The sequence below is a fragment of the Streptomyces sp. NPDC054849 genome, from assembly GCF_053610945.1.
In genome coordinates, this window is record NZ_JBSGZI010000065.1 from 16440 (window position 1) to 29987 (window position 13548).

Annotated in this window: 14 protein-coding genes; 5 read left to right on the top strand and 9 right to left on the bottom strand. The window is 72.9% G+C overall.

The genetic code is table 11. From position 1 onward, the window contains the following. Window positions 1-78 precede the first annotated feature (78 nt). Together ACWGIF_RS25000 and ACWGIF_RS25005 are read left to right on the top strand one after the other, a co-directional pair. A complete protein-coding gene (locus ACWGIF_RS25000; protein WP_453500728.1) occupies window positions 79-945 on the top strand; it encodes a sensor histidine kinase in 867 nt (288 codons plus the stop codon). After that, window positions 942-1694, top strand: coding sequence for a response regulator (locus ACWGIF_RS25005; RefSeq protein WP_453500729.1), 753 nt, complete (start codon window positions 942-944; stop codon window positions 1692-1694). Before ACWGIF_RS25000 ends, ACWGIF_RS25005 begins: the two co-directional genes overlap by 4 nt. A 133-nt stretch (window positions 1695-1827) precedes the next feature. Here ACWGIF_RS25005 and ACWGIF_RS25010 read toward each other — a convergent pair whose 3' ends face one another. The 3 genes from ACWGIF_RS25010 to ACWGIF_RS25020 all read right to left on the bottom strand — a co-directional run bounded on the left by ACWGIF_RS25010 (window position 1828) and on the right by ACWGIF_RS25020 (window position 3258). Beyond that, window positions 1828-1965, bottom strand: a complete 138-nt coding sequence (locus ACWGIF_RS25010; protein WP_453500730.1) for a hypothetical protein — start codon at window positions 1963-1965, stop codon at window positions 1828-1830. Between the two features lie 226 nt (window positions 1966-2191). Further along, window positions 2192-2347 (bottom strand): hypothetical protein, encoded by a 156-nt coding sequence (locus ACWGIF_RS25015; RefSeq protein WP_453500731.1) that lies wholly within the window; start codon window positions 2345-2347, stop codon window positions 2192-2194. Beyond that, window positions 2344-3258: a LysR family transcriptional regulator gene (locus ACWGIF_RS25020; protein WP_453500732.1), complete on the bottom strand. Its 915-nt coding sequence runs from the start codon at window positions 3256-3258 to the stop codon at window positions 2344-2346. Before ACWGIF_RS25020 ends, ACWGIF_RS25015 begins: the two co-directional genes overlap by 4 nt. Before the next feature lie 71 nt (window positions 3259-3329). Here ACWGIF_RS25020 and ACWGIF_RS25025 point away from each other — a divergent pair, with 71 nt between their 5' ends. Beyond that, on the top strand, window positions 3330-4322 hold the full coding sequence (locus ACWGIF_RS25025) for an NAD-dependent epimerase/dehydratase family protein (RefSeq protein ID WP_453500733.1): 993 nt from the start codon (window positions 3330-3332) through the stop codon (window positions 4320-4322). A gap of 69 nt (window positions 4323-4391) precedes the next feature. On the opposite strand, the gene ACWGIF_RS25030 is transcribed toward ACWGIF_RS25025, so the two are convergent. After that, window positions 4392-4901 carry a hypothetical protein gene (locus tag ACWGIF_RS25030; RefSeq protein ID WP_453500734.1) on the bottom strand — a complete coding sequence of 170 codons (510 nt, stop codon included), beginning with the start codon at window positions 4899-4901 and terminating at the stop codon, window positions 4392-4394. Between the two features lie 86 nt (window positions 4902-4987). Here ACWGIF_RS25030 and ACWGIF_RS25035 point away from each other — a divergent pair, with 86 nt between their 5' ends. Beyond that, window positions 4988-6073: a DUF2330 domain-containing protein gene (locus tag ACWGIF_RS25035; protein WP_453500735.1), complete on the top strand. Its 1086-nt coding sequence runs from the start codon at window positions 4988-4990 to the stop codon at window positions 6071-6073. Window positions 6074-6090: 17 nt separating this feature from the next. Here the strand turns inward: ACWGIF_RS25035 and ACWGIF_RS25040 are convergent, their stop codons facing one another. The 5 genes from ACWGIF_RS25040 to ACWGIF_RS25060 all read right to left on the bottom strand — a co-directional run bounded on the left by ACWGIF_RS25040 (window position 6091) and on the right by ACWGIF_RS25060 (window position 12146). Then, complete coding sequence (locus tag ACWGIF_RS25040) at window positions 6091-7173, bottom strand: S1C family serine protease (protein ID WP_453500736.1); 1083 nt, start codon at window positions 7171-7173, stop codon at window positions 6091-6093. Between the two features lie 97 nt (window positions 7174-7270). Continuing rightward, window positions 7271-8008, bottom strand: a complete 738-nt coding sequence (locus ACWGIF_RS25045) for a class I SAM-dependent methyltransferase (RefSeq protein WP_453500737.1) — start codon at window positions 8006-8008, stop codon at window positions 7271-7273. Between the two features lie 63 nt (window positions 8009-8071). Beyond that, on the bottom strand, window positions 8072-9691 hold the full coding sequence (locus ACWGIF_RS25050; protein WP_453500738.1) for a carboxylesterase/lipase family protein: 1620 nt from the start codon (window positions 9689-9691) through the stop codon (window positions 8072-8074). A gap of 163 nt (window positions 9692-9854) precedes the next feature. Continuing rightward, entirely contained in the window at window positions 9855-10760 is a 906-nt protein-coding gene (surE, locus tag ACWGIF_RS25055; RefSeq protein WP_453500739.1) for a 5'/3'-nucleotidase SurE, read from the bottom strand. Window positions 10761-10892: 132 nt separating this feature from the next. Next, complete coding sequence (locus ACWGIF_RS25060) at window positions 10893-12146, bottom strand: MFS transporter (protein ID WP_453500740.1); 1254 nt, start codon at window positions 12144-12146, stop codon at window positions 10893-10895. A 633-nt stretch (window positions 12147-12779) separates the two neighbouring features. On the opposite strand from ACWGIF_RS25060, the gene ACWGIF_RS25065 reads away from it, so the two are divergent. After that, on the top strand, window positions 12780-13523 hold the full coding sequence (locus tag ACWGIF_RS25065; protein ID WP_453500741.1) for a phosphatase PAP2 family protein: 744 nt from the start codon (window positions 12780-12782) through the stop codon (window positions 13521-13523). The last annotated feature ends 25 nt before the right edge of the window (window positions 13524-13548 follow it).

Genomic DNA, 13548 nt, shown 5'->3' on the forward strand with positions numbered 1-13548 from the left:
TCAGGGCAGGTCATCCTGGGGATGTACGGCGGCCTTCCGGCAGAATGACACCGACGTACGAGGGCCGGGGAGTTGAGGGTGGAGCTGATCATCGCCGTCGTCGCGGCCTGCGTGTCCGCGGCCACGGCCGGCGGGCTGGGCCTGGCCCTTCGGCGTGCCCGGCGCGCCCACCGGGCGGCGACCGAGCAGCGAGGCTGGCTGCTGGAGCGGGAGCGCGAGAGCGCGGCCCGTACCGCCGTCGACGCCGAGCGGTCCAGGATCGCGGCGGAGCTCCACGACATCGTCAGCCACAACGTGAGCCTGATGGTGGTACAGGCGGGGGCCGCCCGCGAGGTACTGGGCACGATGCCGGAGGAGGCCTCGGCGGCGATGGGCGCCGTGGAGCAGGCCGGACGGAACACGATGACCGAACTGCGACACCTCCTGGGCCTGCTCGCACCCGCCCAGGACGGCGCGGACGAGCCGTACGAGACCTACGAGCCGCACGGGGCCGGGGCCGGCCGGCTGTCGCCGCAGCCGAGTCTCGCCAGGCTCAGCCCGCTGATCGACCGGTTCGCCTTCGCCGGCCTGCCGGTGGAGGTGCGGATATCAGGAGACCCGCGCCCGCTCCCGGCCGGCATCGACGTCACGGCGTACCGGATCATCCAGGAGGCGCTGACCAACGCGCTCAAACACGGACACGGAGGCAGGACCGAGGTGACGGTGCGGTACGCGGAACACGCGCTGCGGGTGGAAGTGCTCAACGGCGGACCGAGCGTGCTGACGGGAGGCCCGCCCGCACCGGGGCCCACCGGCGGCGCCACCGTGCCGAAGGCCGAGGGCGCCGGCCGCGGACTGCTCGGCCTGCGCGAACGCGTCGCCGTCTACGGAGGCGACCTCGACGCCCGCCGCCGTCTCGGCGGCGGCTACCGGGTGCGTGCCCGACTCCCCCTGGACCGGCCGTGAGCACGCCCGCCGGGCCCGCGGCGGAGCCCGCCGCGCCGGCGCCCCGCGTGGTCATCGCCGACGACCAGGACCTGGTCCGCACCGGTTTCCGGCTGATCCTGACGGCCCGCGGGATCGACGTGGTCGGCGTGGCCGCCGATGGGGTGGAGGCGGTCGCGGCGGTGCGCCGGCTGCGCCCGGACGTGGTCCTGCTCGACATCCGGATGCCGAACATGGACGGCCTGGAAGCCGCCCGGCGCATCCTCGCCGAAGCCCCGTACTGCCGGGTGATCATGCTGACCACCTTCGACCTCGACCAGTACGTGTACGCCGCCCTGGCCGCCGGGGCCAGCGGCTTCCTGCTCAAGGACGTCACCCCCGAACACCTCGCCGCCGCCGTCCGCCTGGTCGGCACCGGCGACGCGCTGCTCTCCCCGTCGATCACCCGCCGCCTGGTGGAACGCTGCGCCCCGGCCGCGGCCGGCCCGGACCGCGCCACGGCCGCCGGCACCCACCGGGAGCTGGCCGCACTGACCCCGCGCGAAAGCGAGGTGCTGACCCTGATGGGCCACGGCCGCTCCAACGCGGAACTGGCCCGGGACCTGACGCTCAGCGAGGCCACGGTGAAAACCCATGTGGCGCGCATCTTCGCGAAGTTGTCCCTGCGCGACCGGGCCCAGGCCGTGGTGCTCGCCTACGAGACGGGCCTGGTGACCCCGGGCTCGGTCAGCTCTTCCCCAGGTCCGGCGCGTGCTCCGGAACCTGGGTGACCGCTCCGCAGCCGGCCTCCGCAACCCTGCTCCGGCGCTCCGGCGCCTCGGCGCTCCGGCGCCCCGGCGCCCCGCGCCGAAGCCGGACCGCGCCGTCCGACGTCTCCGGCCCCCTGACGCCCCCGGCGGCCCCTCAGGGCACCAGCTCCGCCATCACGGCGCGCGGCAGCGAGGGATTGCCGGCCGCCGCCTCCACCACCCGCCGGTCCTCGTCGGCGAGCAGTTCCACGAGGACCGCCGCCGGCAGCGCCGGGTGGGCGGCGGCGCGCACCCGCGCCCTCTCGTCCGCCAGGCAGGGCAGCAGCGCTTCGGCGGTCGCGTTCGGATGCGAGGCGATCTCCCGCAGTGCCCGCCGTACCGGCGATTCGTGCCGTGCCGGCTCCGCCAGCAGTTCCGCGGAGGCGTCCCGGTTGGCCGCGACCCGTGCGAGGACCGCACGGCGGTGTCCTCGTCGCGTGCGGCCAGGGCGGCCACCTGGGCGGGCCGAGGTCGGCGCGTTAGGCCAGGTTGCCGATCAGCATGGTGACGAGCTCGTCGGAGCGGTCGGGGAGCTCGGACGGGTCGGGGCCTGCCACGGCCGGCGCGATCAGCCGGTCGACCAGGTCGGACGGCAAAGCCGGGTTGGCGGCCTGGGCGCACAGGAGGTCGTTCACGGGCGGACTCCGGTCCCCGTCGAGGCGGCGGCTGTCAAGGCCTCGGTCAGAGCCGTGGTGTACGGGTTCGCGCGGCGGCGGCGCGGCAGGACCAGGCCGATGTGCCGGGCAGGCCGCGGGGGTCCGACGCGGACCACGGCCGGCTCCGGGGCCTCGGCCAGTGCGACCTGGGGGACGAGGGAGACCCCGACGCCCGCTGCGACCAGCGTCTGCGCGAAGAAGTAGTCGGTGGTGGAGGCGCCCACCCGGAGGTCGAAGCCGGCGAGTTCCGCGTAGCGGCGCAGGAACGCCTCCGTCTTGAGGCAGCCCAGCACCCAGCGGTCGGCGGAGAGTTCGGCCAGGTCCACCCAGGCCCGGCCGGCGAGGCGGTGGCCGCGTGGAAGGACCAGCCACAGCGGATCCTCCATCAGCGGCTCCCAGTCGAGCGCCGGGCGCTCGCCCGGACGCACCGGCGCCGGCCCGTCGAAGTGGTAGGTCAGCGCGAGATCGGCCGCGCCGCCGCGCACCATCGGGACGGCCTCCTCCGGCTCACTCTCCACCACCGTCAGCTCCACCTGCGGATGCGCGGCCACGAACCGGGACAGCGCCAGGGGCAGCAGGTGCCGGCCCCCACTCGTGAAGGTGGCGACCGTCAGGCGCGGCCGCTCCTCGGTCAGCCGGTCGATCTCCCTGCGGACCTGATCCAGTTCGGCGGAAATCGCCTGCGCCGCCTCCACCAGCAGCCGGCCCGGCTCGGTGAGCGTGACCCCGCGGGTGCTGCGCACCGCGACCGGGTGGCCGAGCGTGCGCTCCAGCACCGCGATGTGCTGGGAGACGGCCGACGGGGTCAGCAGCAGGGCGCCGGCCGCCTTGTTGAAGCTGCCGTGCTCGGCCACCGCCCGCAGGACGCGCAGCCGCTGCACATCGATCATCGGTTTTCCTTAACACCCGTTCAGCAGCTCATCGGTTCCGCTGGGGACGATACAGCGGCAGAGTCGCACCCATGAAGCGGATATTGGTCATCGGCGGCAGCCGGTACTTCGGAAAGACCCTGGTCACCCGGGTGCGCGACGCGGGGCACGAGGTCACGGTCCTCAACCGGGGCTCCAGCCCACCGCCCCCGGGCGTGGGCCACCTCGTCGCCGACCGGGACGACGAGGAGCGGCTGCGGGCGGCGCTGGGCCCGCGCACCTTCGACGTGGTCGTCGACCAGGTCTGCTACACGCCGCTGCAGGCCGCCGTCGCCCGAAGAGTGTTCACCGGGCGGACCGGGCGCTATGTGATGACCTCGACGATGGAGGTGTACGACCCGGCCACGCTCCCCGCCTCTCTCACGGCCCCGGCCCCGTCCGTGGCCGCGACCACCGTCCCGTCCGCCGCCGCGACCACCGTCCCGTCCACCCCCGCGACCACCGGCCCGGGCGCCGTCACCGAGGCGCACCTCGACCTCGCGCGCCTGCCGCTCGACCGGCCGGGTCCGCACGCGCACGGTCCCGCGTACGCCTACGCCGAGGGAAAGCGGCAGGCCGAGGCCGTCTTCCTGCGCGAGCCCGCCTTCCCGTACGTGTCCGTGCGGAGCGCGCACGTCCTCGGCGGCGGCCGGGCGGAGTTCACCGGGCGGCTGGCGCACTACGTGGAGCGGATCGGCGCCGGGACCCCGGTCGCCGTCCACGAGGCCCCGTACGCCACCTCGTTCATCCATCACCGGGAGCTGGCGGACTTCCTGCACTGGACGGCGGAGCAGACCTTCACCGGACCCGTCAACGCGGCCTCGCACGGTGCGCCGGATGTCATCGCGCTCTGCGAGACCGTCGCCGCGCAGCTCGGGCGGCGGCCGCGGTACCGGGTCGTCGGACCGGGCGAAGCCGCCTCACCGTTCTCCTTCGACCGTGCCTACGCCCTGGACAACGGCCGGGCCGGCGCGCTGGGCTTCGCATTCGGCCGGGTCGCGGACTGGCTGCCCGCGGCGGTCGCCGAGATCCCGCCCGGCGCCTGACGGAGCCACCGGTCGTGCCCGCGACGCCGTACAGCCTCTTCCCCTTGCCTCAGCGCGCGAGAGCCGTGTCTACGCCGACCGGCCGAGGATGTCCAGGATGCCCTCCGCGTAGGCGGCGGTGCCGGATCCCGGAGCGGCGGCGAGTTCGCGGCGGAAGCCGTCCACGCCGGTACGGACGAAGGCGGCGCACTGCCCGTGCAGCCCCGCCTCGTGGGTGCCGCCGTCGTCCACCGTGCACAGCAGGGACAGCAGGGTCCACAGCAGGGCCTCTCGGGTCGCCCGCCGGGGTGGCTGCGCGGACCACACGGCCATCAGCACGGCGCACACCGCAGGTGCGGGCGGCTTCAGATGCTGCGCGAAGAAGACGTGGCCCTCCAGCGCGCGGAACGCGGACGGATGCCCCTCGGCGGCATCCCGCACGGCGTCCTCCAGATGGCCCGCGGACCGGCCGCAGCCGCACACGATCGACTCCCAGTCGTGCCGCGCGATCTCCGCCTCGACCGAATCCGGAACCAGCGGACTGCGCGGTACCGCGCTCTGGCGCCGCAGTGCATGCGGCCGATTCTCGCTCCCCCTCATGGGCCACAGTATGAGCCCAGGGCACACAGCTCAGCGAGGGGGGTCGGAACCGGATCACTCGAGTGGCCGTCTGAGACCCCGTGTGGATGAAACGAAGAATTCTCGCGCTGCTGATCGCCCTGCTCGCGACCCAGCTGGGCTCTCTGATCAGCCCCGCGTACGCCTGCGGCTGCGGGGCCATGGTTCCCGGCGGCCAGTCCCGGATCGGGGTCGACCGGGAGACCTCCGTCGTGCGCTGGGACGGTCGCACGGAGCAGATCGTCATGCGGTTCACCGTCGGCGGGGACGCGCAGCGCGCCGCCTGGATCATGCCGGTCCCGGGGCGGGCGACGGTGGAGCTGGGCGACCGGAACATGTTCGACGAGCTGAGCTGGGCGACCCGGCCCGAGCGCAGGAGCCGCGGCTACTTCTGGCCGCGGAACGGCGACTGGCCCTTCTCGTCGGGCAGCGGGGACGGCGCGGGCGCCGCGCCGGGCGGCACGCCGTCGGCGGTCGGTGTCGTCGGCCGCGAGCAGCTCGGCGACTTCGACGTCGCACGGCTCACCGCCACCGACCCGGACGCCCTGAAGAACTGGCTGGAGAGCAACGGCTTCACGCTCCCCGACCGCCTGGCCACCGAGGTCAAGCCGTACGTCGACCAGCAGTGGGAGTACGTGGCGGTACGGCTCGCCCCCCGGCAGCAGGGCAAGGTGTTGCGGGGTGACCTGGACCCGCTGAAGATCCGCTTCGAGAGCGACCGGCTCGTCTACCCGATGCGGCTCTCCCGGATGGCGAAGACACCGCAGTCGCTCGGACTGTACGTGCTGGCCGACCACCGCATGGAGCCCGTCTCCCCGATCGGCGGCTCCGCGCCGAAGGTGACCTACGCCGGGACCATCCACCCGAAGGACGGCGCGCTCGCCGAACTCGCGGGCGGCAAACCGGTGTTCCTCACGGCGATCGACCAGCAGTTCCCGGAGCCCGGGCGCATCGACGCCGACCATGAACTGCGCGCCACCCCCGGGGACACCCCGTACCGCCGGGCCGTCTACCACGCCGAGCTGCTCACGGTCGGGGGCGGCATCCCCGTCTGGCTCCTGACGGTGTCGGGCGTCCTGGTGGCGCTCGCGGCGTCCTCCTTCGCGGTGATCCGGGTCCGCCGTCGCCGGCCGGGCCTCGGCCAGGCGGCCTGAAGGGGGTCAGGCCGACGTCACCGGGCGGGGGCGGTACCTTTGTCGAGGCTGAGTTCGGCCGACCAGGCTTCGCCGAACTTGGTCTCCTTCCCGTCGACCCCGAGGGCGTACACGCCCTCCAGCGGAACCTTCTCACCCGGCGCGGAGGACTGGAGTACGTCGCAGACGTCGGCGACCGACTCCACCGGCGTGTCCTTCATGGCCGTCAGCACGTCCCCGCTGCCCAGCGGGACCTTCGCCGCCGGAGAGTTCGTCCGGGTGGTGAGGACGAACACCCCGGTGACTCCGCTGTCGACCAGCTTCTTCTGGGCCTTCTCCGCCTCGGCGGCCACACCCTTGTCCTCGAAGTACAGGCTGAGTTCAGGGTCGTCCAGCCCCACGAGCGTCCAGCCGGGGTCGTTCTGCACGACCCCTCCCGCCAGGGTGTCGAGTATGGGCCGGGCATGGTCGCTGCTGATGGCGTAGAACTGCCCCTGTGTGGCGCCGGTGACGGTCAGTGCGTTGATCCCGACGACCTTCCCCTGGCCGTCGAGCAGCGGGCCGCCGGAGTTGCCCGGGTTGACGGTCGCGGAGTGCTGGATGGTGGAGGGGTAGCGCGGGAACGAGCTCGACGGCGCCGCGTTCACGACGTTCGGGTTCTGCACCGAGCCGGCCGTGTACACGACCTTCTGACTGGTGTCGCTGATCGACACCGGGTAGCCCAGGGCGGTGACGGTGTCGGCCACCTCGAGGTCCTTGCTCTCACCGAACTCCAGGGACTTCAGGTCGGGTGGCTTCGACGTGAACGTCAGGACGGCGAGGTCCGCGCAGGGGTCGATGCCGACCACCCGGACCGGTGCCGGGGGTTGCTCCCCGACCTTGACCTTCAATGAGGGTTCGCCCTGCACGACGTGGGCGTTGGTGGCGATGAGCCCCTTCTCCGCGTCGTAGACGAAGCCGGTTCCGTCGCCGTACTTCCCCAGAACCTGAACGGTGGCCGGAGCCGCCCGCTCGTAGATCTTCTTCGGGTCCATGTCGTCTGCGAACGCCGACGGGCCCGACAGGACCCCGAGTACCACGGTCGCGGCAGCCAGCACGGCGCCGCTGGGCTGCACCTTCATGCGCCCGCCACCTTCCCGAGGACGGATCCCCTCTTTCAGGCTAATCCCGCGGTACCGAGGTGTCCTGACAAGCCGGAGCGGCTGCCCGGGCAGCTTTTTACGAGGTGACGGGCCGGTGGAACAGAGCCGTCCAGAGGAAGGACTCGCCGAAGAGCGGGGACTCGGCTCCTTCGTCGTTCATACGGCGCAGCTCGATCTCGGTCAGGTCGCAGAAGATCGCCCGCAAGGACTCCGGCGTGTAGGCGAGTCCACCCTGGAGGCCGGCTTCACGGTAGAAGGCATCGTCGGGCAGCTCGGATCCCATCTCGCCCGCCGCGAAGCAGGTGAGTGCGAGATGGCCGCCGGGGGCGAGGGCCCGTTCGAGGAGGGCGAGGTAGCTGATGCGGCGGTGGGGCGGCAGGTGGTGGAAGCAGCCCGAGTCGTAGATCAGGTCGTACGGGCCGCTCAGCGTGGTCGCGGCGAGGCCGAAGGCGTCGCCGCAGTGGAACCGGACGTCGGCGCCCGCCTCGCGGGCACGCTCCTCCGCCCAGGCGATGGCCGCCGGAGACAGGTCGACGGCGTCCACCTCGAAGCCCAGGGAGGCGAGGTGCAGCGCGTTGCGGCCGGGTCCGCATCCCAGGTCGAGGGCGCGGCCCGGGGAGATCAGGCCGCGGTCGAGGTACGCGACCAGATTCTCGTCCGGCTTCGAGACGAAGAACGGCACCGGCTTCGAGCGGTCCGCGTAGAAACCGTCCCACCAGGAGGCACCGCCGGCCGTCCAGCGGTCGGCCTCCGGCGCGAACAGGCCGTCCAGAAGCCGCAGTACGTCGTCCACCGTGCGTATGTTCCGGTCCATCCGGCCCCCTCTCCGATGAGCAAGATCCTAGTCGCGCCGCAGGAGCGGCACACCCGCCACGGGTCAGAGCGGAGGGGTCGGCTGGGTACGCCAGAACGCGCACTGGTGGTCCGCGCCGAACGACGTGGTCGTCCGCGTCGCCGTCGGGTGGAGGGTGAGGACCGCGGAGGCGCCGGAGACGGCCGCGGGCCACGGGGTCTGGCCGGCTACGGCGGGGGTGCCGGAGCGGGCGAACGCCGCCCAGTAGCGCTTCATCCGATGGCCGAGCGCGATCTGGACCGGGGTCAGAGGGCGCTCGCCCATGGTGAAGTCGTGCAGATAGGCCAGCTCCGCACTGTGGGCGTTCGACTCGTCCAGGCCCGGCACCTGTGCGCCCGCGAGCGTCGGCGACTGCGGGTCGTCGAACTCGTAGACGTACGTCGGCACCTGGGACGCGAAGAGCTGCGCCGTCCACGCGGTGTGGCACGCGAAGGTCGAGTCCGTCATGACCGCCGACAGCGCCAGATACGGCGACCCGTGGTCCGCGACCGGATAGCGGGCGAGCACCTCGGCTCCGGCGGCCCCATGGCCCGCCAGGATCTGCGCCGTGTACTGCTCGGCCGTCAGGTGGGGCTGGGTCAGGGCGACGAAGAAGCGGGCCTCGGAGCGGGTGCTCCCGATCAGGACCGGCACCTTGTTCCAGGTGCCGCTCACGATGGCCTGGGCGGGGGCCAGCGGGAGCAGCCCGTCGCCCGACGCGGGACCCGGGGTGGGCAGCGTACGGGCCGCCTCGACCAGCGCCGCTCCGGAGGCGGCGCGCAGGCAGGCGGCCACCCCCGCCGGGGCGGTGCACCCCGCCCGCTCGGCGAAGGACCGCGCCTGTCCCTCGGCGCTCGCGCTGTCGGGCGTACGGAGCAGGGTGCACGGACCGCTCTGCAGCACGGCCCGGTGGAACAGGCCGGCGGCCGCCGGGGCGGCCAGCAGCGCGCAGACGGAACCGCTGCCCGCGGACTGCCCGGAGATCGTGACGTTGCCCGGATTCCCGCCGAACGCGCCGATGTTCTTCCGGGTCCACTGCAGCGCCGCGAGCTGGTCCATCAGTCCGAAGGACCCGGAACGCGGGTCGTCCTCCCGGCCCAGCTCGGGAAGCGCCAGATAACCGAGCTGCCCCAGACGGTAGTTGATGCTGACGACCACGCTCTGGGTGAGGTCGGCCATGGTCCGCCCGCCGAACTGGGTGCCCGTGCCCTGGCTGTATGCGCCCCCGTGCATCCAGAGGATCACCGGCAGCCGGGCTCCCGGGCGGGCCGTCCGGGGCCGGTACACGTCCAGGTAGAGGCAGTCCTCGCTGACGGCCTGCGGATCGCTCAGGCCGAACGGAGAGAACTGCAGGCAGGCGGGAGCCTGTCGGACGGCGTCGCGCACGCCGTTCCACCGGGGCGGCGGCTGAGGAGCCCGCAGACGTGCGTCCCCGACCGGGGGAGCGGCGTAGGGGACACCGAGGAACTCCTGAGCCCCGTCCTGCGATTGGCCGCGCAAGGCGCCCTGTGCGACGCCGACCACCGGGCGTGGTGATCCACCGGATGATCCGCCGGAGGCCGACGCCGGCGCTGCCGAGACGAGCAGGGCCGCCAGCGCGAGGGCCGTACCGAACAGGGATCTCGGGGATCTTGCCGAAGCCGACCGTTTTCCGGGCCTCTTCATCCGTCCTCCTGGAGTCGTGCCGGTTCATGCGGGGTCGTACGGGTCGTACGAGGTCGTGCGTGTCTCGCGGGGTCGTGCCGGTCGTACGGGGTCGTGCCGGGCCCCGGCCGGCCGGGGGTGGGGCGGTGGTGCGGACGCTCCGCCCCCGGCCGGTGCGCGGGTCCTACGGGCGGAGCCCGGAGAGCAGGGCGGACGTCACGGCGTGGTCCGCCGGGGCGGTGTTCCAGTCGGGGTTCATCGGGCTGACGGCGATCCGGCCGGCGCTCACGGCTTCGACGTCACCGCCCTTGGCGGCGGGCTGCAGATCCACCGTCACGCCCACCTTCCAGGTGCCGTCGCCGGCGTCGGTGAAGTCCGGTACGAGGAAGTTCTGCGGATCCTGGAAGGTCGCGGCCACGCCGGCGGCCCTGCCCTTGCCGTCCGCGCCGACGACCGGGTGGTTGACGTTCAGGCCGACACCCTCGGGCAGCAGCGGACCGGACCGGGCGCGCGCCCGCAGCCGGTCGATCAGCTTGACCGCGAAATCGAGCGTGGGACCCATGGCGTTGACCGTCGTGACCGGGTCGGGTGCGCTCAGGCCACCGGTGCTCAACGCGATGGCCGGTACGCCGGACTCCAGCGCCGTGACGGCGCCGCCGACCGTACCGGAGTGGGTGGCGAGCCCGGCGACGTTCGGGCCGAAGTTGGTGCCGGAGACGACCAGGTCGGGGGCGTCGTCGGCGAAGACCTCGGCCAGTGCGAAGGCGACGGAGTCGCCCGGAGTCCCGTCGACGGCCCAGACCTTCGGCTCGGGGTGCTTCACCGTGATCGTGGGCGCGTTCATCATCTTCGTGCCGGTGCCGCTCTGGTTGGTGAGCGGGGCGACGATCGTGACGTCGTGTCCGGCGGCGGTCAGCCGGTCGAAGGCCTTGCGGATGCCCGGCGCGTTGTAGCCGTCGTCGTTGGTGAGCAGGATCCGCAACGGGCCGGCGGGCGCGGTCTGCGGCGAGGCGACCGCCGGTGCCGTACCGGCCAGGGCCGGCGTGCACAGCATCAGGGCGGCCAGCGGCAGAACTCGCTTGCGTCTCACAGAGTGCTCCTTCAAAGGGGAGGGAGATGAGGGTGAGTGGGGTGGTGAACCGGCGGGCGCGTGACCCTCGGCATGCGCCCGCCGGGGTTTCGGCCGGGCCCGGTCTGACGGGACGGGCCCGGGGAAGAGGGATCAGCGCACGCTGCGGATCGGGAGGATGGCGAGTGCGCCGATCAGGGAGAGGACCCCGCCGGCCAGGAAGAGCGGGGTGTAGCCGCCCAGTGCCGTGACGACGGCCGAGGCCACGAAGGGTGCGATGATCTGCGGTCCCGCATTCGCGATGTTGAGGACGCCCATGTCGCGGGCGGCGTCCTCGGCCCGCGGCAGGACCAGGGTGACGAGTGCGGTGTCGACGGCCATGAAGCAGCCGAAGGCGAGGCCGTTGAGCGCGCTGAAGACGAGCATGCCGGTCCAGGTCGGGCTGACCACGGGGACCACCATGACGAGCCCGGCGAGGGCGGCCGATACGCCGACGAACACCTTGCGGCGGTTCCAGCGGTCGGACAGCAGACCGCCCAGCACGGTGGAGACGGCCATCGCGACCATCGACACCGGGGTGAGCACGGCCATCGCGGCGGGCGGGGTGAGACCCGAGGGCAGCGCGATGTGGTCGTCGAGGATGTACAGCTGGTAGCCGATGACGGAGAAGTAGCCGAGGACCATCAGGGCCCGGCCGATGAAGGCCCACCGGAAGTCGTGATGGGCCAATGCCGAGAGGAATGCGGCCAATTGGGCCCGCTTCGGCGCGACCGGCGCGGCGGCGGCGGGCCCGGTGCGCGGGACGTCCCGGCAGAAGCCGGTGAGCAGCAGCGCTGCTCCGGCGACGATCGCACCGAAGACGAGGTAGCCGGTGCGCAGGTGGTCCGCGGTCTGGGAGGCGATGAGCACGCCCACCGTGCCGCCGATGGGCAGGCCGAGTCCCACCAGGGCGGAGGCGGTGCCGCGGCGGGTGGCGGGGACCCGGTCGGGCACGATCGCGGTGACCGCGGCCTGGTAGACGTTCATGGTGGCCTGGATCAGGCACCAGCCGATGCCGACGAGCAGTGCGGTGGCCACACTGCCGAGGAAGGCCAGGCCGGCGAGAGAGGCCAGGGCGCCCCCCAGGATCCAGGGGTTGCGGCGCCCGCTGCGGTCGGAGAGGGCGCCGGCGATCGGATTGAAGGCGGTGGCGAAGATCGCGCTGATGCCGCCGATCAGGCCCAGGACGGCGACCTTGTCATCGGGGGCGATCGCGGCGATCTGCGTGGGCAGCAGCACGGAGCCGACACCCATGTAGACCGCCATCATCGCGGAGTTGGCGACCAGCAGCAGGGGCAGGAGTCCACGCTGGCGGGCGGGTTCCGGAATCGGGGGGACGGGCGGATCGGCTACTTCGTGCGTGGCCATGACGACTCCTCGGGGGACGGAGCGGGGAGGTGGCGTGCGTGGGGGAGAGGGGCGCTCGCGAGCGGACGCCGGGCGGCGTCGTCACCGGGAGGTGCGGCGGCCGAACGCGGACCTACTTGATGTTGTTACACGTGTCACCAAGTGCGCTGGAGACTGTGTAGCACCCATTTCCGGGCTCCGCCAGGCCCTGCGTCGGGTCGTTGTGCAGATCGTGACCGACGTCCAAGCCGATGTGCCATGACGTGTAACCACCGGGCGGAGGCCACTGTCCAGGGCTGATGTGTCGAAAAATCCTCTTGCACTTGTGGCGGCCGTCACGCATCGGCAATACTCCGTGCCGCACCGCGACGACCCCGCCGCCGAAGGGTGTCCCTGCGCCGGCGACGCCGGTCGGTTCCCCCCGGTCCGCGTGCTGCCCGCCGCGTTCCGACCTCCGCCGCGTTTGATGCGGCGTGGTTCCGCTCCCCGCCGCGTTCCAACCCCCGTGGTTTTGTCCCCGCCGCATTTCCGCTCCCTGCGCCCTCCGCTCCCTGGTGCTCGGATCTCCCGTTCGCTCGCGTACGTCGTTCCCGCTTCCGTGCCTGCTCTCCGTGTGCCCCCACCGCCTGGGGAGACGACCGTGAAAGGCCCGCCATGTTCCCCTCGTCCTCCCTCGTGCCGCCGCCCCGCCCGCATCGCCGGGCCCGCCCGCCCCGGCACCACCTGCCGGCCGCCCCGCCGCGCCATGCGCTCGCCCTCGGGATCGGCCTCCTGCTCCTGTCGCTGCTGGTGGGGCTCATGCTCCGGCTGGACCCCCAGCCGTTCTTCCAGGATCAGGACGACCGCTGGGCGGCCGCCGTGAACGACTCCTCCGCCGCGGCATCCGACGGATCCGACGGGCTCGGCGGGTTCGCCATCGTCCTCGACCGGCTCGGCGGCCCGCTCGGCATGGTCCTGCCGCTCCTGCTGATCGGCTGCCTCTGTGTGTACGGGCGCTGGCGGTCAGGGTTGTTCGTCTTCGCGGCGGCCGTAGCCGCCAACGTCGTCGTGCTCCTGCCCCTCAAGCAACTGGCGGACCGCCCGCGCCCGCCGCACCCGTGGGTCCTGGTCAACGACGGCTCGTACCCCTCCGGCCAGGTCTTCAGCGCGGTGACGCTCGTGATCGTGGCTGCGGTGGTGGTGTTCCCGCCGCGTGCGCGACGCTGGTGGTGGGCGTTCGGCGCCGCGTACGTCCTCGCCATGATGGGGAGCCGGACCTGGCTGCACGCCCAGTGGCTCAGCGACACCCTCGCCGGTGTCGTCCTCGGCGCCGGAGTCTGTTTGGTGCTGTGGCGGGCCTTCGCGCCGCTCCTGGAGACGGAAGCGGAGCGCATGGCCTCGGACAGCCTGTGGCTGTGAGAGCGGTCCCCGAACTCGCGCCTGT

Coding starts and splice junctions, on each gene's coding strand:
- ACWGIF_RS25060 (WP_453500740.1), bottom strand. CDS start 12,146: ATGGCCACGCACGAAGTAGCCGATCCGCCCGTCCCCCCGATTCCGGAA.
- ACWGIF_RS25040 (WP_453500736.1), bottom strand. CDS start 7,173: ATGAAGGTGCAGCCCAGCGGCGCCGTGCTGGCTGCCGCGACCGTGGTA.
- ACWGIF_RS25035 (WP_453500735.1), top strand. CDS start 4,988: ATGAAACGAAGAATTCTCGCGCTGCTGATCGCCCTGCTCGCGACCCAG.
- ACWGIF_RS25065 (WP_453500741.1), top strand. CDS start 12,780: ATGTTCCCCTCGTCCTCCCTCGTGCCGCCGCCCCGCCCGCATCGCCGG.
- ACWGIF_RS25025 (WP_453500733.1), top strand. CDS start 3,330: ATGAAGCGGATATTGGTCATCGGCGGCAGCCGGTACTTCGGAAAGACC.
- ACWGIF_RS25050 (WP_453500738.1), bottom strand. CDS start 9,691: ATGAAGAGGCCCGGAAAACGGTCGGCTTCGGCAAGATCCCCGAGATCC.
- ACWGIF_RS25020 (WP_453500732.1), bottom strand. CDS start 3,258: ATGATCGATGTGCAGCGGCTGCGCGTCCTGCGGGCGGTGGCCGAGCAC.
- ACWGIF_RS25045 (WP_453500737.1), bottom strand. CDS start 8,008: ATGGACCGGAACATACGCACGGTGGACGACGTACTGCGGCTTCTGGAC.
- ACWGIF_RS25030 (WP_453500734.1), bottom strand. CDS start 4,901: ATGAGGGGGAGCGAGAATCGGCCGCATGCACTGCGGCGCCAGAGCGCG.